This window comes from Myroides sp. DW712 (genome assembly GCF_046557355.1).
In the GTDB taxonomy this organism is placed as follows: Bacteria; Bacteroidota; Bacteroidia; order Flavobacteriales; family Flavobacteriaceae; genus Flavobacterium.
This window is the reverse complement of sequence record NZ_JBKFDO010000001.1, coordinates 269,270-288,304: the sequence shown is the minus strand read 5'-3', so window position 1 is coordinate 288,304 and position 19,035 is coordinate 269,270. Positions and strand designations below refer to the sequence as shown.

At 31.8% G+C, this 19,035-nt stretch carries 19 protein-coding genes and 1 pseudogene; 10 read left to right on the top strand and 10 right to left on the bottom strand.

Features of this window, described 5'->3' with window-relative positions:
• Positions 1 to 3: 3 nt before the first annotated feature.
• From ACLJX0_RS01310 to ACLJX0_RS01290, 5 genes are all read right to left on the bottom strand, one after another.
• A complete protein-coding gene (locus ACLJX0_RS01310; protein WP_410877835.1) occupies positions 4 to 462 on the bottom strand; it encodes a hypothetical protein in 459 nt (152 codons plus the stop codon).
• A 4-nt stretch (positions 463 to 466) separates the two neighbouring features.
• Positions 467 to 1,117: a GTPase domain-containing protein gene (locus tag ACLJX0_RS01305; RefSeq protein WP_410877834.1), complete on the bottom strand. Its 651-nt coding sequence runs from the start codon at positions 1,115 to 1,117 to the stop codon at positions 467 to 469.
• 113 nt (positions 1,118 to 1,230) lie between these two features.
• Positions 1,231 to 1,668 carry a hypothetical protein gene (locus tag ACLJX0_RS01300; protein ID WP_410877833.1) on the bottom strand — a complete coding sequence of 146 codons (438 nt, stop codon included), beginning with the start codon at positions 1,666 to 1,668 and terminating at the stop codon, positions 1,231 to 1,233.
• 50 nt (positions 1,669 to 1,718) lie between these two features.
• Positions 1,719 to 2,570, bottom strand: a complete 852-nt coding sequence (locus tag ACLJX0_RS01295) for a helix-turn-helix transcriptional regulator (RefSeq protein ID WP_410877832.1) — start codon at positions 2,568 to 2,570, stop codon at positions 1,719 to 1,721.
• Between the two features lie 69 nt (positions 2,571 to 2,639).
• Positions 2,640 to 2,852, bottom strand: coding sequence for a DUF6140 family protein (locus ACLJX0_RS01290; RefSeq protein WP_410877831.1), 213 nt, complete (start codon positions 2,850 to 2,852; stop codon positions 2,640 to 2,642).
• Positions 2,853 to 3,381: 529 nt separating this feature from the next.
• Between ACLJX0_RS01290 and ACLJX0_RS01285 the strand changes: the two genes are divergently transcribed.
• The 9 genes from ACLJX0_RS01285 (at position 3,382) to ACLJX0_RS01245 (ending at position 12,657) form a co-directional block, all read left to right on the top strand.
• Entirely contained in the window at positions 3,382 to 4,284 is a 903-nt protein-coding gene (locus ACLJX0_RS01285) for a helix-turn-helix transcriptional regulator (protein ID WP_410877830.1), read from the top strand.
• Between the two features lie 185 nt (positions 4,285 to 4,469).
• Complete coding sequence (locus ACLJX0_RS01280; RefSeq protein WP_410877829.1) at positions 4,470 to 4,856, top strand: hypothetical protein; 387 nt, start codon at positions 4,470 to 4,472, stop codon at positions 4,854 to 4,856.
• A gap of 1 nt (position 4,857) precedes the next feature.
• A complete protein-coding gene (locus tag ACLJX0_RS01275; protein ID WP_410877828.1) occupies positions 4,858 to 5,532 on the top strand; it encodes a hypothetical protein in 675 nt (224 codons plus the stop codon).
• 67 nt (positions 5,533 to 5,599) lie between these two features.
• The gene (locus ACLJX0_RS01270; RefSeq protein WP_410877827.1) at positions 5,600 to 6,547 is read left to right on the top strand and encodes an ADP-ribosylglycohydrolase family protein; all 948 of its coding nucleotides are present in this window, start codon (positions 5,600 to 5,602) and stop codon (positions 6,545 to 6,547) included.
• Between the two features lie 22 nt (positions 6,548 to 6,569).
• Complete coding sequence (locus ACLJX0_RS01265; RefSeq protein ID WP_410877826.1) at positions 6,570 to 8,216, top strand: DUF262 domain-containing protein; 1,647 nt, start codon at positions 6,570 to 6,572, stop codon at positions 8,214 to 8,216.
• Complete coding sequence (locus ACLJX0_RS01260; RefSeq protein WP_410877825.1) at positions 8,203 to 10,431, top strand: DUF262 domain-containing protein; 2,229 nt, start codon at positions 8,203 to 8,205, stop codon at positions 10,429 to 10,431. The genes ACLJX0_RS01265 and ACLJX0_RS01260 overlap by 14 nt, the downstream gene beginning before the upstream one ends.
• 52 nt (positions 10,432 to 10,483) lie before the next feature.
• Entirely contained in the window at positions 10,484 to 11,056 is a 573-nt protein-coding gene (locus ACLJX0_RS01255) for a metallophosphoesterase family protein (RefSeq protein WP_410877824.1), read from the top strand.
• Positions 11,057 to 11,126: 70 nt separating this feature from the next.
• Positions 11,127 to 11,756 (top strand): hypothetical protein, encoded by a 630-nt coding sequence (locus ACLJX0_RS01250; RefSeq protein ID WP_410877823.1) that lies wholly within the window; start codon positions 11,127 to 11,129, stop codon positions 11,754 to 11,756.
• A 97-nt stretch (positions 11,757 to 11,853) separates the two neighbouring features.
• Positions 11,854 to 12,657, top strand: a complete 804-nt coding sequence (locus ACLJX0_RS01245; protein WP_410877822.1) for a hypothetical protein — start codon at positions 11,854 to 11,856, stop codon at positions 12,655 to 12,657.
• A 617-nt stretch (positions 12,658 to 13,274) separates the two neighbouring features.
• Here the strand turns inward: ACLJX0_RS01245 and ACLJX0_RS01240 are convergent.
• The 3 genes and pseudogenes from ACLJX0_RS01240 to ACLJX0_RS01230 form a co-directional block, all read right to left on the bottom strand.
• A complete protein-coding gene (locus ACLJX0_RS01240) occupies positions 13,275 to 14,219 on the bottom strand; it encodes a hypothetical protein (RefSeq protein WP_410877821.1) in 945 nt (314 codons plus the stop codon).
• Between the two features lie 935 nt (positions 14,220 to 15,154).
• Positions 15,155 to 15,772: a DUF6088 family protein gene (locus tag ACLJX0_RS01235; protein ID WP_410877820.1), complete on the bottom strand. Its 618-nt coding sequence runs from the start codon at positions 15,770 to 15,772 to the stop codon at positions 15,155 to 15,157.
• A gap of 193 nt (positions 15,773 to 15,965) precedes the next feature.
• Positions 15,966 to 16,121 (bottom strand): annotated as a pseudogene (locus tag ACLJX0_RS01230) (transposase domain-containing protein); the annotation flags it as partial.
• A 44-nt stretch (positions 16,122 to 16,165) separates the two neighbouring features.
• Here ACLJX0_RS01230 and ACLJX0_RS01225 point away from each other — a divergent pair.
• A complete protein-coding gene (locus ACLJX0_RS01225; RefSeq protein WP_410877819.1) occupies positions 16,166 to 16,321 on the top strand; it encodes a hypothetical protein in 156 nt (51 codons plus the stop codon).
• A gap of 226 nt (positions 16,322 to 16,547) precedes the next feature.
• Here ACLJX0_RS01225 and ACLJX0_RS01220 read toward each other — a convergent pair whose 3' ends face one another.
• The gene (locus ACLJX0_RS01220) at positions 16,548 to 17,687 is read right to left on the bottom strand and encodes a DegT/DnrJ/EryC1/StrS family aminotransferase (protein ID WP_410877818.1); all 1,140 of its coding nucleotides are present in this window, start codon (positions 17,685 to 17,687) and stop codon (positions 16,548 to 16,550) included.
• A gap of 165 nt (positions 17,688 to 17,852) precedes the next feature.
• Positions 17,853 to 19,031, bottom strand: coding sequence for a serine protease (locus tag ACLJX0_RS01215; RefSeq protein ID WP_410877817.1), 1,179 nt, complete (start codon positions 19,029 to 19,031; stop codon positions 17,853 to 17,855).
• Between the last annotated feature and the right edge of the window lie 4 nt (positions 19,032 to 19,035).

Genomic DNA, 19,035 nt, shown 5'->3' with positions numbered 1-19,035 from the left:
CTCTTAGTTTTTTATTTTAGTTAATAAATATACCAAAGCCACTGCCCCTAATGCAATTGCAACATACTTGATAATACTTTTTTTTAATCTATCATTGGTATTAATACGCTCGATAATTTTTAGTACTCGTTCACGATCAAAGCTTCTTTCAATCACTTTAGAATCTTGTTCCAAATAGTTTAAAATCGTTTCTATACTATCCTGGTCTTCCACTAAATACATATAGTAAATAACCCTTCCTGCGATATCTTTATCTTCATAAAATGATTTGATTAACAATTGATTTTTATCTTTTCGTATCTCTATAAAATCATCTTTAAAAAACTCTTTCCATTTGTCTGTATTAGAAAAAATTCTTCCATAATATGCAACGTTATCTTCATCTTGAATTAGACTCCCATCTACTATCAAATAATCCGTTCCGTTATTTCGTTCATTTTGCGATATTAAAACTCTTTTCATTTTATTAACTATTAAAGATTTTCTCAATTAAATTCTTCATCTCTGCATCACTAGTTAAATTAACATAGTGTATATTTTTAAGCATTTCTTTATATGATTTATTTGCATTTTGGACTAGTGTGTCAAATTTTAATTTTATCTCATTTTCTGAAAGTAATACATGGTCTTTATGGGTAGCAACAATTATAATAGGTTTATTACTTTTTTTTAATTCCGAGTAAATATGTTCAAATCGACTATTACAAGAACGTTGATAAAGGATACCATCTTGATCTAATTCATTTTTTAAATAACGATTAATATCAAAGAAATATAATATAACATTTGAGCTTTGTAAAATCTTATTGTAATCAACCCGATAGGCATTTCCTCCACCTATGTCTCTACCTGCTGATATTGTAATCTCTTTTTTATTTTGTAATTTGTACCTAAACTCTACGTAAGAGTCTCTACCACTAGCTTTTTCTTCAAAAGGAATATTCCGTAAAAAACTTAAAAAGCGCGTTTTACCAGCTTTTTGCATCCCCAAAATACCTAGTTTGTTTTTTTGAGGATCATCAAATAGTGAACCAATCGCTCCACCTATTAAACCTCCTCCTAAAACAGCAACAACCCCCCAAGCTAACAGGGGTAAAATCATCGGAATTACTACCATATTTTTTATTTATATTTTAATTTGTTTACTTCTTCTTTCTGACATTCTTATGTATCTTTCTAACACTCCTACTCATCATACTAAAGTGAATCATTGTATTAATAATTGGAGTCTTACATAAATCTTTTTGCCGCCCTTAAAATCCCAATATCAGCAAGTTTTACAGCAGTATTGGCATGATTCAAATCGATATTATACTGAGAAATTCGGTCACTCGTACACCATATTTCAAAAGAGTATTTTCCTTTTGATTGATTTATAATACGTAAGGTTACCTTCACATTCTCCTCACAGTTAACCACTTCCGCAATTTCTTCATTGCTTAAACGATCTCTATATTCCATAAAAATGGACTCTGCTGAACGAATATGTTCATAATCATAGGGTTCTCCTCCACGAATAGTCAATCCAGTATAGCAATCTTCAAAAAGTGTTTGTTCTCCGCCGCCTCTTTTCTTTGCCTCTTGGTGTAGTTTTTCTTTTACTCTCTTAAAGACAAAATCAATTTCTTCTCTTCGATATGGGCGATTTGGATCTAATTGTATATTCATTTCTTTTAAACTTTTATTATGTATTCCACTTTGTTTGGGTGAATTATTCTTTAAAAACAAATCCAATCCCCTTCTAAAACCTCAGCTAACCCTCCAAACTTTTGGATTTGTTGCTGTAATTCATAATTGGGACTCACCCTAATTTTTATGATATATTTTTCAGGTGTATCTGATATAATGGTTTGACTTTGATGCAGTTTTATACTTTCCACATAAGGCTTCTGACTCGGGTCAAAGGCGATAATTACATCCTGAAGACCATTGCCTTTTAAATCAAGACCAACAACTTGACTAAACTGTTTTTTCGCCTCTTTGATTCTATTTTTAAACACCTTCCCTTTGGGTTTTACTCTTTGGATTCGATCTATTCCAAAGGCTCTAAAGGTGCCTTTACTGGTAATTTCAGCAATTAAATACCAGCGGTTCTGGTATTGTTTGAAGTAGAGTGGATTCACTTCATAATCGACAGGTGCGGATTTAGTATATCCTTGGTGGCTAATTAACATAGAGTGGTTTTGCATCATAGCGTGTTGTAAGGCGTTAAAATGAGCTTCACTACCAGAGCTCATCCCCTGTTCAAATTCAACGCGCTCGATCATCTCTTTATCATGATCAATATACCCTTGTAAAAGTCCCATTGTTTTAAAATGATGAATCAATCCCATCAACTTATCTTTGTCAACTTTCGCATCAAAAGAGATCCTTGAGGTGTTACTTTCTTTATCATAGGTTACCACAAAACCATAATGATTCAACATTTTATTCCTCAAGCGATTCCACGTTTCATAGCTAACTAGTTCTGGTTCATCTAGACTTATCGCTTTTCTTATTTCATCTAGCGTACAGGCTTCTTTTCGCTCAAATAGAGCTAATACATGGTATATTCTTAGTAGTTCTTTCATCTTTCATTGTATTACAGTGACAGGGCAAACATAGAAGGGTTGTCTGTCAAAATGCACAAGTCAAAAAAATTATTTTAATTCAATTACTTCTATAAAAGCAGGACTACATCCCCCTCCCTTTGAGAAATCAATACCATAGACCCTCATAAAGGCTTGTTGTACCACTTTTCCATTGTCCATCCAAGGTGGAGAAAAGGATACAAATTCTACACGCATCCCCTTTTCTAAGTATACTTGTTCCTTGGTAAAAGTTCGGATCACCGTTGCTACATATCTAGCCATGCTTTTAAAATTTAGATCGAAAATAGTATTGGACTTTCACTATTTCTATAAATAAAGGGCAAGGCCACTCTTTTTTTGAGTAAAGACAGAAAAAGAGGCCTTTGCCCTTTACTATTAGTGTTGACTTTTCTTGTTGAATTAACTCGTGAAGCTGCGCAACAGCAAATTCATAATCTTCAAAACTTCGACTTTCAATAATGCCTAATTTCATACGACTTATTTAAATTGTTCGGATCCAAAACTAGCCAATGACTCAGACAAACTATGTCTTGCTAAAAACAAACTTAGACGACACATATTGTCGCTTATCAAATATATATTTGTCTAAGAATCTAAAAAAACAAGGAATAGAACACCTCTAAGACATGAGTTATTGATTCATACCCCTATAACACTTGAGTTCAGTGGAGTTTATTTGAATTTAGATACGCATAAAAATAAACTTCACTCAGAAAAAGAATATATTCAAACAATTTAATGGGTAAATTGTAGTATTAACCTGATATTGTACCTAACTAACACTTTACTAATGGCTAAACGAGATTTTATTAAACGACACTTACTTATTATTGAATTACTTCGAAAAAGACCTAGTACCTATGATGATATTCTAAATTACTTAATTAACAATCAGGATCAGATTGGTTATCAATTGGATATAAGTAAAAGAACCCTGCAAAGAGAGTTGAAAGAAATTGATTCCATTTGGGGCATTGAGATTAGTTTTAATCGAAGTAAACAGGTTTATGAAATTGAAAGTGAAGAATACGCAGCAGATGAAACCATTCAACGTACGCTAGAATCTTTCGATCTAATTTCTGCCTTAAAACAAAGTAGAAAAGTTGGAAAAAACATTTTTCTAGAAAAACGAAAATCTTCTGGAAGTGAACACTTTAATGGAATTATTTACGCCATTGACAATAACCTGGTAATTACCTTTGATCATCTTAGTTTTTCCAAAGAACCAAGTGCTAGACGTTGCATCCCCAAAGCAATCAAAGAAACACAAAACCGTTTTTATCTAATTGCCTATGATTTGGATGTAAAGGATTTTAGAAACTTTGGTTTAGAGCGCGTGGCTAATTTGGTTATCACAACGCAAAAGGAATCAAGTCCTCAAATTAATATTGAAAAGGCTTATCAACACGCCTTTGGCATTGAGCGGTATGAAGAAGCTGAAAAGATCGTATTGCGCTTTGATATGCAACAAAAAGAATATGTAAAATCGCTGCCTTTTCATCATTCACAACGCATTATTTCAGAAGATAAAAACTACTTTACCTTAGAACTTTTTATACATCCTACCCATGATTTTTTATTAGAAATCATGCGTCATGGTCCTATTTGTGAAGTGATTGAACCCGCTATGCTTAGAGAACAAGTAAGAGACCGAGTAGAGTTGCTGGCGAAAATGTATAAAATAGGCCAATAGAAAACACTATGTTTTAAATTAATAAACTATCCCTTATTTTTAAAACTTTATAATTTAACAAAATTGTAGTTAAATTAGCTTGCAATTTATAAACTCAAAAAAATATAATTGTATTCTCACCTAAAGAATACTTTCAATTACACTAAACACCCCAAAAAAATTAATAATCTAATACTATTTAACTTATGTCTTTTTTTAAAAAAATAAAATCCGTTGCTAGTGAATCAATACAAAAGGGATCTGACGCAATTAAAAACAACTTGAATATTCAAGAACCTATAATGGATAAAATAACCGCTATTGACTACTCTGACTCTTTATATTATTTAACTAAACACAGCGAAATTGTTCCAAAATCCTCCGCATTAAAAGCATCATTAATTATTTTAGAAGACGAATCTAATTTATATAAACTATCTGATGCTGATAATAAAACAGAAATTTTCTTCAAGAATATTTATAATTCTATTGATGCCAAACAAGCCTTAATTGAATTAGAGCCTATCGTTAATATCTTGCCATTTGGTAGTATACTGTTTTATATTTTAAAATTTATCGTCAATAATAAATAATATGTATAAAGTTACAGTAAAAGGTTTTGGGCAATTAAATGGCCCAGTAATTATTAATAAAACAGTTGAGATGGACAATAGAATTGCACTTAGTTTTGTTGGAGCTAAAAGATATGATGTAATCACAGATTTTGTAAAAGTGCACTACCCTGGGGTAAAATTTGATCCTAAAAACTTTAGTGTCAACATAGTTGAAATTATAGAAAAAAAGAAAAAAGAATCAAATAAAAAAGCTAACACCGTACAACGTTCAAAAACTGTACATCCTAAAAAAGAACGCAAAGACTTTTCAATTTTGAATTCAGTTAAGAAATCCGTTAGCAATTTTATAGAAGAAGAATTTTCGTCTAATAATTCTGACACATCGGCCTATTTAAAACAACATTATAACGAATACCAAACTAGATTCTTAAATGATATTGAACAAATGGTTTTTGAAAGAGATATTGAATATTCTAAAGAATTTACGAATAAAATCATTAGTAATTTAAAAAAACTAAATACTTTAGAATGTGATGAGCACACAGACCACTTATTTAAAGTACTAAAAATAAAGCTTGAAGAACAAATTAAAAGTATAAATACTACAACGTCTGAGGCTGAATTAAAGTCTTTTAAAAAAGATTTTTTCTTTATAAAAATCAAAAGATTTTTGAAGAAAACATTTAATTCTTAATAGGATACCAAAAGCTATCTAATTATATAATCTACTTTTGAAAGACAACCTAATAACAAATCTATGTATGTCAAATTTAGCTTCTGATCTTTTATTTGGAGTCGCGGTAGCCGATGCACTAGGCGTTCCTGTAGAATTTAAAAGTCCTATAGAAATCAATATGACTTCAGTACAATCCAATTACCAAGATATACCTAATCGCTTCGCTCCTTTTGGTTCTTGGAATAAACCTGTTGGTACCTTTAGTGATGATTCATCCCTTACTTTTTGCACAGCAGAATATTTAGCAGCTGGTCAAACCGATTTGAACGATCTTATGGATCTTTTTAAAAATTGGCTAAAACAAGGCTATTGGACCACAGACGGGCATACGTTTGATGTGGGTAGAACGACTTTACTGGCCATTGGAAACTTTGCCAATGACTACAATTGGAGAACAGCAGGACTCAACACAGAACGCGATAATGGCAATGGGTCATTAATGCGTATCGCTCCTTTACTCCTACCTCTTTTATATGACAAAACAATTACAGACTCCTATCAATATGTTAGTGACTTCAGTAGTGTAACACATGCACATTCTATTTCAGTAGATAGTTGTTTTATCTACTTGCAGTATGCTAAACATCTTTATCACACCAAAGACGCCACACTTGCTTTTGTAAGGGTAAAAGAAGAATTAGCCATGAAATACAATAACAATGTTGTATTTAAACGACTTTTTTCAGAGGAGTTTCTATCATTAGATCCTAGTATATTTAATCCTAGTGGCTATGTAGTAGGAAGCCTAGAAATTGCTTTACATACCTTGCTCACAACAACAAGTTATGAAGAGGCTGTTTTACAAGCTATTTCATTAGGTAAAGACACGGATACCAATGCAGCTATAACAGGGACTTTAGCAGGAATTTTATATGGATATGATAGTATTCCTTTGCATTGGGTAGCACCTTTGAAACGAAAAGAGGATATTGAATCGTTAGCTAATCGATTAAAACTGAAATACAACCAATAAACAGAACAAATAGACCCATCCTATGAGTGAAAAAATAAATATAGAAGCCTACTTCAAAAAAGGTATTTTTGTAATACCAGAGTACCAAAGAGGCTATAAATGGTCCGTAGAAGATACTGAGAAACAAAGTTCATTAGCGTTTTTTATTGATAGTTTAATTACAGCTTACAACAATGGACTCGATCAATATTTTATTGAAGCAGTAACGGTCGTAGAAAATCAAGATATCGTTTTAGTTGATGGACAACAAAGAACAACCTCATTATTTTTAATTTTTGCAGTATTAGAAGATTTTGATTTTATCTCCAACAAATTGAAATATGATGTGAGAGAAGATTCTCACAAGTGGTTAAACAACCTTATCATTGCTAATAAGGGAGAATTTCAACGGATAGATACACAAGACATATTCTATTTTATTAAAGCTTTAGAATTGATTACTTTAAAACTAAAGGAGCATATTACGGATAGCCAAAAGTTTTTAAATTTTGTCAAACAAAACGTTTTTCTATTGTACAACCCTATTCCTAAGGATAAAGCAATCAATACGTTTATTTCTTTAAATGGCTTAAAAGCTGTAATGAAAGAAGAAGAGCTTATTAAATCGGATTTACTAATTAAATCGTCTAGAATAGACCTTCAAAACACTCAAATAGAAACCTCATCAATAGAATGGAAAATCAATGAAGATAGAGGAATACTTGCGAGAAACTGGGATAAATGGTTGTACTGGTGGAATAATTCAAATGTAAAAGCTTACTTCAACACTGGAAGTCATCATCCAATGTATTATTTATTAATTACATATTTCAAGATTCATCACAATACTAAAACGAAAAGAACAATTAAAGATTTCAGTTTTGATAGTTTCAAACATCTATTTTTAGCTGATTCTCAAGAAGCTAAAAAGCATTTTGAAGGCTTAAGAAAATTACAGAAAACTTTCGAAGATCTTTATCAAAATTTTGATTCTCATAACTTTTTAGGTATTATATTAAAAACAAGCGATTCAAGGGAAGATGCTTTACATTACTTTTTAAACCCATTAATCGATAATAAAATACCTTTAGAAGATTATGCCAAATGGTCATTAGTGGGAGCAACTCATCTAGAAATCATAAATAACACTACTGAGAAAATAGATACAATAGACGGATTAGTAGAAGAGGTTGTAACAAAAAAAAGAAAAGCTCAAAAGAATATAAATCTTATCAATGAGAAATATGTTTATAGTAATGCAGATAGTACTGATTTTCCTGATGGTAGGAAAGAATATGCTTTTCGTTTCTTGCTTTTACTGAATATTCTTGAAGATACTAAACTAAAAAGAAAATTTGATTTTTCAATCTGGAACAATCGTTCTTTAGAACACATTTACCCAAAATCAAAAGCAAGTGACCTTAATTTTGAGCAAGTAATTTATAACCAAGCTAGTATCCATTGTATAGGGAATTTAGTTCTACTTTATGGAGATGATAATTCATCATTTGGCCCTAAAACATTCGATGAAAAGAAGATGTCTTATTTTAATACTTCTGAAAAGTTTAAAAGTAGGCATCTATTACATACTATTTCTGTTTTTGCTAAATCACATTGGGCTGAGAGTAATATTACTGAGAATAAACAATCAATTATTAAACAACTAAACATTTATTATGAACTTAATTAATACTCAAGAATACTCTCTTTCACAACTATTTTCAAACCCCTTGCGTAAAATTATTATTCCCGATTTTCAACGCGATTATTGTTGGGGTGATAAAACACATGGTGAAAATAAAACGGATATTATCAGTAATTTTTTAGATACCCTAATTGAAGAGTTTGATACTAATCGGGACGCTGACGTATTACTTGGAAAAATAGATGTTTACGAACATCCAACTAATTATATTTATTTGACAGATGGACAGCAGCGATTAACTTCTTTATATCTGCTACTTGGACTACTTTACAGAGTTGAAAACAAGGAACAACAGAAACAAAAAATCAAAGACTGCTTAATCACAGCTTATCAAGAATCTCGCTTACAATATGCGGTAAGAGAAAGTACGGTGTTCTTTTTACATGATTTAATCCTTGATTTTTGTTTAGAAAACAAAGCCTTATTAGAGGATCAATACAATCAGGCTAAACAAGAAAAACGAATTAAAAATGATGAAACTCTAATTGCATATACAATTAAAAATCAATCCTGGTATTTTTATGAATATAATCAAGATCCTTCAATCCTAAGTATGTTATCAACTTTAGGTGCCATTCAAAAGAAAAAAGAGTTGCTACAAGCTGAAGGATTTTCAACTTTTTTACTAGAAAAAATTAAAATTCAATACTATGATGTACAAAGCAAAGAACATGGCGAAGAGCGATTTGTAATTATCAATACCACTGGTAAAAGTCTAACCGCATCAGAAAACATCAAACCTATATTATTAGCCAATGTTAGTAATCCTGAATTAGCAAATCAATGGGAAGATAGAGAAACCTACTTCTGGCATAATAGAGATAGCAAAGAAGTAATAGCGGATCATGGGGTAAATGATTTTTTGACTTGGTGTTTTCAAATTATTGATCAACAACAGGATATTAACCTTATCAAACAAGCAAAGCTTAGACTGAAGGAGAAAAAAAATGAAGGATATTTAGTAGAAATACAACATTTATTCAATGCTTTAAAACAACTCATTGACTATCTTACTGATGATAGATTTCAAACCCAATTTAAATTTGTCAATGATACTATAGTACAAAACATACAAAATCTAAGAAGTCTCAACAAGGATAAGCAACATAATATTTTACTTCCCTTGCTCTTTTTCCTTTCGAAATTTCAAGGTGAAAAAGAAAATACCTATCGTTTTTTAAGGAGATTGCGTAAAAATTATTTTGATTTACAATGGAGTGATCGAAACAACAACTATGTCGATTGGCGCTATATATTACAAATGATTGAGGCTTCAGATTCTATAGAACAACTTTTACAATTTGATGCTCCTATTCGTTCCATTCAAAATGTAAGTTTAAACAAATGGTTTAATGAAGAAGAAAAAATAAAACTAAAGTTAAAGCCGTACCAAGATCAAATAGAGCAATGGGAAGATCATGAAAATTTCATGGGTGATTTGTCCTTTTTGTTCCAAACTAATTTAACTAGTGAGGGGAATACCGAAATTCCACAACTCGATAGTAATTTTTCTTTCAACTTAGAAAAACTACAAGAAGAATTCAGGAACTACCAAGCCACCATAGATTTAATAAAATCAGAAGAATCAGCTCAAGAGAATACTTCTTTGGCAAATATGTTTAGATTATTTCGTTTCTATATAAACTGCAATACAGTTGATCACATACATTATTCATCATGGGATTTTGAAGGCGTATTATTTTCAACTTTAAACAGAGAGCACTTATTCAAACTTGATTTCATGAAATTGCTAAAAACCTCTGATTTATTGGTTTATTGTACTTCTTTCATTAAAAATAAAATAAGAGAAGAAGATCTTTTTAATCTTGAAGCTTTTACAGTTGACAAATTTATCAAGGCATGGCTAACGCTAAAAGTATTTTATGCAAATGAACAAGGTACATTATTGGCTTTTTACGATGGAAATGATACAGGAGTTTCTGCCTATATAGAGAAAGACCGCAATAGGTTGATGAGTACGGAAGAATTTTCACTTGGTAATTCTATTTGTGGATTTGCTGTTAAAAACCCAAGTAATTATGTTCATTATACATCAATTGAGCATTGGTGTAAATCTACTATTATTGACACTCCTTTTTCTGAGGTGGCTTTTGAAGAAGCAAATAGAACAGTTGAACAAATAGAGAAAAACAATACAACGATACAGTATATTATTAACTCCTTAATTAAAAATACCTAATACTAATCAGCTACTACTACTTAAGGCTATTTAAACAATAAATCATTAATCCGTGCAAAGAATTAAAATTAAGAACAATAACATTTTAGTATTATCTGATACCCATGGTAAACATCGTTTAATCGAAGTTCCAGAAAACATTCAAATCATAATTCATTGCGGTGATATCTGTAATGCAGGCGATATGGATGAAATTGCTGACTTTTTTGATTGGTATGCTCAATTAGACATACCCCATAAAATCTTTGTACATGGCAATCATGATTTACCTTTTGACTTAGTACCCGATTGGGGTGAGAGACTGATTCCTGACTCTATTATTTGGTTAAATAATCAACTGACTATATGCAATGATATAAGCATCATGGGAATCAGTTCTTATCCTTTTTATACTATTATTGACCCAATGAATCAAGTTGATATTGTGGCATCCCATTATCCTCCCTCTGGCATTTTAGACCATGGTTTTGGTCATCAAGATATTAGTACTTTTATCTTTAAGCTTCGTCCAAAATACCACGTATTTGGTCATAATCATGCTGGTTATGGAAGCAGTAAACAGCAAAATATTCAGTTTATTAATGCATCTATTTATTCCGTATTAGGACAAAAAGAGCATGAATAACGAAGCATACGCGCATCATAAAAAATAAAGACGATAGCATTATGTATATAAAACCTAAAAAAAATAAGAAATGGCAACACTCAAAGCACAAGTTTTTGATCTAGAATTCTGTTATTATGACTTAAATAATTGTGATGAAATAGAATATTCCTTTGCCATCTTATTAAATGAAAAATCACTATTTAATCCTGCCATTTTAAACAAAGATACGTATGCAATTAGCAAAGATAAATTTAGAATTACGGATTGCGATGATCGGGATTGGCTTCATCTTTTTTTTCTTGATCTTTTAAAAACTAAAAAAGGGAGTAGTTATGAAACAATAGAGCCTCCTACCTGGAGATTTCAAGCCATCACTTGGGAAGAAAAAAAAGAAGAAAAACAAAAATCACGAAGCAATACACCGATAAAAGTGAGCAATGAAAATGGAGAAATTATCGATCTGCCCTATGATGAAATCAACAGTATGTTTTCCTCTCTTTTTGAAGAAGATATAGAGTTTATCATCACATTTCCTCACGAAATATTTGATACCCCTGAGTATTCCACTTTAAAGCTCTCCTTTCAAACCAATTTTTTTAACTTGATTCAATTTCTAGAAGAGTTTCAAAAAGAAATGGATCAATTTTATAATCTTCATCGAAATAGAATTGAATATTTAGGCAAAGGAATTTTCAAAAGTAAAGGAGATTATGACTAAAATTAAGACCTAATCGACAAAATGATACGGTTTGAATAGAAAATAAAAGGACTGTGGATATTTACTTTTTAACTAAACACAAATTTTCAGACAGCATATGAAAGAAATTAATGAATTACAAGTGAAGTTTTCTAATGCTGAAGCAGGTTGGATTGACCTATTGTTTAGCTATAACAATACAGTTGTAAAAGAACGTATCTCACATTGTTTTGATCCACTCCCTCAATTGAAAATTTGGCTCGAGAGTATTGTTCTTGGCGCTGAGCAAACATCTTTTTCATATAATAATGAAGGCGCTATTATAAAATTCGATTTTGAACGATGTATTTCTTTTGAATCTGTTTCTTCTGATTTAACAAATGCATACAGGGCTAATCCAATTGAAATTTTCACGGTATCCTATCCTGCTTACCAAAATGATAAGTATGGAACCTATGCAACCAAAGAAGAGCTACTAGCTTACCCTACACAAAGTATGAATATACAAGATGATATCCTACTTAGAGTAGCAATAACCCGCACACAATTAGTAGCTTTGTTTTACACAGGTTTACAGCAATTTTTCAATTCTATAGACTATGATCCACAAGAATGGGAATATCACCGTACAGGTGATAAACTGAGTAAGAAACTCAATTTAGACTACCCAAATCTTCTTCAGTATTGCGAAACATTATCGAAGGAGGACCTTTTAGAATTGTTTCAATCGATTGAAGCGTCAGAAGCTTATTGGAATCTAAAAAGCGATTTCGAAGAATTTGAAAATCTAACAACAAGTCAAAAAAAAGATATGATTCAAGACCTTCTTGAAACTAACGCAAATCCCTATGATGGATCTTCTTTCTTCGATCTGTATTCTAAAATAATTGAAATTTTCTTAGATTGTAATGCATTAGATTAAACCAACGGATAGAACAGTATTTGTAGTTTTAAGACATAACTACTATTATTTAGCAAACTGTTTATTTTTATTAGTTTAGAAAAAAAAAATCTACTTTTCAGAACTAAACTTCTTTAAAAAAGAAGTGTCAAATATCCAGAACTTCTATTCATTCCCTAATTACCAATTCCTCACCAAACTCCCCTATTCCTTCCGATAAAATTGTTAAAATTTATCAGTTGATTTTCGTTTGAATTACTTTGAAAAAAGTGTGGTACAAAAACATTCAAAATCGGTGTAAACCCCTATGAATGCTAGGGTCTGATTTATTGTATCGGACAATTACAAGTAGTAAAAACAGGAATACAAAAAAAAATAGCTGATAATAGGGATTGCCACCTCAACAAAATATCAGTCCTATTGAAACATAGAGCAGAGACTACTTTAGCAAAATAAAAGCAATAGCAGGGCAAAAAAACCGAAACTTTGCTGACGAAGAATATCCTTAAGAAGTAAGAAAACTGTTTTTTTTAACCCAATGGAAAACTTTTATGCACGAATATCAACGTAGCAAACTTTGCATAATAATAAATTATACCTCTTAAAAAAAAACTTTTTAAGAGGTATAATTTATTGTATTACACGATTTCCATTAACAATCGAGTACGATCATAGGGTGATTCCCAAAACCTTCTGATTTTTGTTTCCAAATTATTCTCCTTTCGTACAGCTTCATCATAAGAGTCTTCGGGAAATAAATCTACCTGATCGGATTGAATTGAAATTGAAAAATGATCCATTTGATCACTGAAATAGCCTTCGTCTTTTAAATCGCGTAAGACATCTAAAAATAGTAAATCCAAGGCTTTAAAATCCATATCAGTTTTACTGTTGAGCAAAATTTCATCTAGCGGAATCGCTTGTTGATAGTCCATTTTTTCAGGCGTCCACAATGCATCATAATCGATGGTTTCTTCATTAATTTTTAATTTAAATGTCTGTAAACTTCCCGCATATAAATGATATATATTACTCACTTTATCTTTTGCTATAACTAGGCCGTATACGTGATCCTTATTGTTCGACACCGTTGCTTTTACTTGATTAAAATGCGCGATAAAAGTGTTTTTCAGGGTCGTTTTATACGCTTGCATACGTTCATAAATAGCATTAATTTGTTGTATCCGTTCAAACAAATTAGAATCTACTCCCTCAACCGCTTGAAGTAACATGTCAGAAAAAGTCGTTTTTATATCAATCAACTGATCGTCTTCTAGTAGGAATAACTGCTGATTTTCCATATGGGCAACAAGTAGATTTTCATTGTATGCATCTCCTATTGCAATATAATCAGCAAATCCTAATTCCTGAATCATTTCATTTTGCGCTATAAAATCATCTTCCTCATTAAAGATTATCCAAAATACATTGTCATTAAATCCAAAAATGTTGATATAGGACGCAAAAAAGTCAGGTATATTTTGTTCTAAATGCTCATTTAACGCTTTGATTTCTTCTAAATCAAGTCCTTTTCCTTTTTCAAATCGGTCAGTTTGCACCAATTGATCTATTATCTTCTGCATAAATTGTGTTTTGTGATTTTTCCTTTTCAAATTAAAGCTTTTAACCTGTACCATTTACCCCCTATAATCAGTGATTTTGTTCTGATTGTTGAGGGTATAACAGTAGGAAAATCTGTTTAATCTCTTGATTTTCCCTTATTCGAAAGAAAATTTTATTTGATTTTTTCGCTATAACGAACAATCCCAACCTTGGGAAAGCACAGGGTATTAAAGCATTGAATGAAGATTCATAGGGAGTTACTGTGTATGAAAATGAAGAAGTACAAGTTACAAAGATTGTCGATGAATCGAATGAGCTTAGAATTGCAAAGTAATCCACCAGTAACAACAAGCAGACAATGAATACGTATATGCTAAGCCCGAAATAAGAAGTTTATTGCTGTGGATTTATACTGCCATGTTCATTAAAAGTATATTCAACCTCCCCTGTTTCATCTGAAATATTGAACTATTTCGCTTTTTAAACGAAGCTACACAATTACATAAATTGAATGAAGATTAAATTTTATCATGTTACAAAAACGACAAAAATGTAACACGTTATTTTATCATGTTACAAAAACAGCAAAAATGTAACATGTTATTTTATCCTGTTACAAAAACGACAGAAATGTAACACGTCATTTTATCCTGTTACAAAAAATAGAAAAAAATAACTTAAATGCGTTTATATGAAATACCTCGAATCACAAATAGAATTGTTAGCTTTACTAATCGGGTAAATGGTCTTTTAGTCAAATCTCGTATCAACGTATTTCTGATATGATTTTTTCTACTTTGAGATCAAGTAGAAAAGAATTTCATCTTATTCCTTTCTGTGAAAAATGACATAAAAAAGAATACAAACCCACCAATCTTTCTCTATTACAAAAGCTGGTAGTCCATAAACAACTTCAACTTTTTTTAGTACAGCAACTCTTTGTACTTTAGATAAATTAATCCACATACTCCTGTTTATAATAAAGTTTTTTAATTTCTTTTTGAATCCAAACTGGAGCAAATTTCAATTGAGATTCTACCACCTGTTGATCTATTTTGTCAATAGTTAATTTAATGACATTTAAAAAAGAATCTGTAATTTCTTTTTGCCCCTTCTCTTTAAAAGCCTGTACTACTAAATGTAACAGATTATCTTTTATCATAAGATTTTTAGGGACAGTCCTCTTAAAATTAATCTTCCTATTTCCAATCTTAATTTCTCTTTGAGATCCTTCAGTCAAATAAACAGTCTTTAAGGGGATCTGGGTTGTTAATCCTAATAGATACAACGCTAATACACCAGTTGGCGCTATACGCACCTTATCTCTTTTTGCAATCTCATTTGCAATTTCCTCTATACTAGGATAAATTGTTCCTAATAAAGAATCTTGCTTTGGTTTTATATAAATACCATGGGCTAATCGTTCAATAAGATTTTCTTTTTCTAAACGAGAGAGTACTTGGCGAATATTGTCAGCTGTGCCATATTTAACAAAATCATTAGCGAAAAAAATTTCTCCACGCTTAGATTTAGAAATCTTCTCTACTATCTGATTACTAATAGATTCATTCATAAAAAAAGATTTACATTTGTCACAAATTTAATCAATATTTGTGACAAATATCTCTTTCAGTTAATCAAAATATTTGTTTATCGCGTCAAACTAATTTAAAACGTATTACTCCTTATTTATCAAACAAAAACTCTGTAGTCAAATCCTTCCGCAAAACGTATGCCCCCGAGCAAGTACATCTTGTATAATCTAATTATTTTTCTACAGCGTCAGAGATTAACTTTTTATAGTTATGAGGATATAAATCAGCGATATTCTTATGATTGATAGATTGAATATTTTCAAGAACATATTTAAGCCATTGGTATGGATTAATATCGTGCTTTTTGCAGTTAGCAAAAAACATATACGCCATTCCCTCTATCATCAACACTAAATCACTCCAACTAATTTGTGTCCGATTATGCGCAAAGTATTAATGAACTCTTCTACTACTACGTGCAAAACTGTACGGAACGAACAGATGATATGCTATTAACGTCTACGGATATTAGTAGTATCCTAGAAGTGGTACATACTTTTCAACAACTGAAGGCGCCTTTGGATTAGATTGGTGAGATTTGGTGAGATCGGTGAGGTTGGTGAGGGTTGGGTGAGGTTTGGTGAGGTTTGGTGAGATTTGGTGAAATCGGTGAGGTTTGGTGAGGTTTGGTGAGATTGGTGAGGTTTGGTGAGATTTGGTGAGATTTGGTGAGGGTGTTGAGTCACGCATTTCCTTTTTCTACTCATCACAAAAAAAAGGATGCTCATAACGAACATCCTTTTTTATATTGTATTAAGCTTTAAAGAAAGCGCGTATCGCTGTTGCAATTCGCTCGCGTTCTTCTGCTGTCATATTACTTCCTGATGGTAAGCACAATCCAATTTCGAATAACTCTTCCGCTACAGTTCCTCCGTAGTAAGGAGCATCTTCGAAAATAGGTTGTTTATGCATCGGTTTCCACAACGGACGTGTTTCGATTTCTTCTTCTAACAACGCTAAACGCAATTGTTCTCTATTTTTTCCACAAACGGCTTCATCTATTGTAATACAGCTCAACCAGTGGTTGGAGAAGTAATCTGCTGAAGGTTCTGAAAATACAGTTACGCCCTCAATAGAAGCGAATAGTTCTTGGTAGAACGCATGATTTGCACGACGAGCGGCAATGCGGTCGTTTAATACTTCCATTTGCCCTCTTCCTACTCCTGCCAAAATATTACTCATGCGGTAGTTGTATCCGATATGGGAGTGTTGGTAGTGTGGTGCGTTATCTCTTGCTTGTGTAGACAAGAATACAGTATGATCTTTTTGTTCTTTGGTGTTGCAAACTAAAGCACCTCCACCAGAAGTAGTGATGATTTTGTTTCCGTTAAAACTCAATCCTGCCATGGTTCCAAATGTACCACATTGTTGTCCTTTGTACGTACTTCCTAGTCCTTCTGCCGCATCTTCTAACACAGGAATCTCATAGCGATTGGCTACTTCCATAATAGCATCCATTTGCGCAGGCATACCATATAAGTGAACCGGAATAATTGCTTTTGGTTTTTTACCTGTTGCGATAGTACGGGCTTTAATAGCCTCTTCTAAAGCAACGGGACACATGTTCCACGTTTGTTTTTCGCTATCTACAAATACGGGTTTTGCGCCTAAATAAGCGATCGGATTTGCGGATGCAGAGAACGTCATGGTTTGACAAATTACTTCGTCTCCTGCTTCTACGCCTAGGTTAATTAACCCTAAGTGCAAAGCTGCTGTTCCTGAACTCAAGGCTGCTACTTGAACGTCTTGCCCTAAAAATTGTTCTAAATCACTTTCAAAGCCGTTTACATTTGGCCCTAAGGGAGCCACCCAATTCGTAGCAAAGGCTTCGTTTACATATTTTTGTTCGTTTCCTCCCATATGTGGAGAAGATAACCAGATTTTTGTTTTCATTCTGCTGTTTTTTATCGAATTTGGAAGAGTTAAAGGTAAGGAGTAATTCCTAACGTTTAGGTATTTTTTATGTAATTTTTACGTAATTATACGAATCAAAAAATCCACTCGTAGTGAGTGGATTTTTTGTTATAAAATAAGGCATCTCAATTTAAATCTAATTACCTATGCTTTATCCAAAATATTTTCATAAACACTAACAATTTTGGAATTAGCATCAAGTAACATCACAATATGCAATACAAAATATGAATCTTTATTTCTGTCATATCGGTCTAAACTATAATCCATAACATAATCTAATACATAATAGCCGTCAATTCTTTTTACTCGAAAGGTGTCCCATCTAATCTTATGATTAACCTTTCTAATATTAAATGTTTTATTATAGTCTTTAGCTAAATCAATGACTTCATCAACCGAAATATTATATTTTGAATAGTATCGATACATATGAGGTTTATAAAAAGTAGCCAAAGATGCATAATCTTTATCTGACAAGGTTTCATAATACCTATATACAAAATCCATAAGCTCTTTTTCTGTCCAATTTCTAGCAATAGAAGACTGTACCGTATATGGTTTTATATTTTTATATTTTTCGATAGGTAACTCCTTTATATTAACTGCAAAGTTCAAATTACCTTCACCAACCCCTTTTGTTGTGATTCCTATTACCTCACCATTTTCATTTAACAAAGGGCCTCCACTACTTCCATGGGTGATATCTGTCGTTGTTTGTATCAAACTACTATTACGGCGATACCCTGAAACAATACCTTTTGACAGAGTAAATGAAAGACCTCTTGGTGTACCAATAGTAAAGCATTCATTCCCGATTTCAGCTGGAATACTTGCTATATCAGCGTAACTCATAGTATTCTCCTCTCCGATGCGAAATAAGACATAGTCATTTTCTGCATCATAATCATAAATCTGAGTAATCATAAATTGATTTCCTAGATAGTTTTCAGCATAAAGATTTGTAGCATTTTTAAAAACATGATAGTTACTAATAGCTAAACCATACTTATCAATAACAAAGGCACTACCCTGTGATCCATTTGATTCATTATAGGCGTAAATGATATAAACACTCTTTTTTAACTCAGTATATAAGTCTTTTAAATCTTTTTTACTAGTTTCATCAGTAGTATTAGAAAAGCGTTTAGCTTCGTCTAACATTCTTAATTCTTTCTCTTTTAGATTAAGCTCTCTCTCGCGAAGTTCTATCTCCTTTTCTTTCAGTCTATTTTCTGTTTCATTTATTTTTTCTTGTCTATACTGATTACAAGAAAAAAGAAAAAAGAAACACAAAAAAAATATAATCGTTTTTATTTTCATCCCA

Excerpts from the sequence above, each read along its gene's own strand:
- ACLJX0_RS01310 (WP_410877835.1), bottom strand. The coding sequence starts at position 462 with ATGAAAAGAGTTTTAATATCGCAAAATGAACGAAATAACGGAACGGAT.
- ACLJX0_RS01305 (WP_410877834.1), bottom strand. The coding sequence starts at position 1,117 with ATGGTAGTAATTCCGATGATTTTACCCCTGTTAGCTTGGGGGGTTGTT.
- ACLJX0_RS01300 (WP_410877833.1), bottom strand. The coding sequence starts at position 1,668 with ATGAATATACAATTAGATCCAAATCGCCCATATCGAAGAGAAGAAATT.
- ACLJX0_RS01295 (WP_410877832.1), bottom strand. The coding sequence starts at position 2,570 with ATGAAAGAACTACTAAGAATATACCATGTATTAGCTCTATTTGAGCGA.
- ACLJX0_RS01290 (WP_410877831.1), bottom strand. The coding sequence starts at position 2,852 with ATGGCTAGATATGTAGCAACGGTGATCCGAACTTTTACCAAGGAACAA.
- ACLJX0_RS01285 (WP_410877830.1), top strand. The coding sequence starts at position 3,382 with ATGGCTAAACGAGATTTTATTAAACGACACTTACTTATTATTGAATTA.
- ACLJX0_RS01280 (WP_410877829.1), top strand. The coding sequence starts at position 4,470 with ATGTCTTTTTTTAAAAAAATAAAATCCGTTGCTAGTGAATCAATACAA.
- ACLJX0_RS01275 (WP_410877828.1), top strand. The coding sequence starts at position 4,858 with ATGTATAAAGTTACAGTAAAAGGTTTTGGGCAATTAAATGGCCCAGTA.
- ACLJX0_RS01270 (WP_410877827.1), top strand. The coding sequence starts at position 5,600 with ATGTCAAATTTAGCTTCTGATCTTTTATTTGGAGTCGCGGTAGCCGAT.
- ACLJX0_RS01265 (WP_410877826.1), top strand. The coding sequence starts at position 6,570 with ATGAGTGAAAAAATAAATATAGAAGCCTACTTCAAAAAAGGTATTTTT.
- ACLJX0_RS01260 (WP_410877825.1), top strand. The coding sequence starts at position 8,203 with ATGAACTTAATTAATACTCAAGAATACTCTCTTTCACAACTATTTTCA.
- ACLJX0_RS01250 (WP_410877823.1), top strand. The coding sequence starts at position 11,127 with ATGGCAACACTCAAAGCACAAGTTTTTGATCTAGAATTCTGTTATTAT.
- ACLJX0_RS01245 (WP_410877822.1), top strand. The coding sequence starts at position 11,854 with ATGAAAGAAATTAATGAATTACAAGTGAAGTTTTCTAATGCTGAAGCA.
- ACLJX0_RS01240 (WP_410877821.1), bottom strand. The coding sequence starts at position 14,219 with ATGCAGAAGATAATAGATCAATTGGTGCAAACTGACCGATTTGAAAAA.
- ACLJX0_RS01235 (WP_410877820.1), bottom strand. The coding sequence starts at position 15,772 with ATGAATGAATCTATTAGTAATCAGATAGTAGAGAAGATTTCTAAATCT.
- ACLJX0_RS01220 (WP_410877818.1), bottom strand. The coding sequence starts at position 17,687 with ATGAAAACAAAAATCTGGTTATCTTCTCCACATATGGGAGGAAACGAA.
- ACLJX0_RS01215 (WP_410877817.1), bottom strand. The coding sequence starts at position 19,031 with ATGAAAATAAAAACGATTATATTTTTTTTGTGTTTCTTTTTTCTTTTT.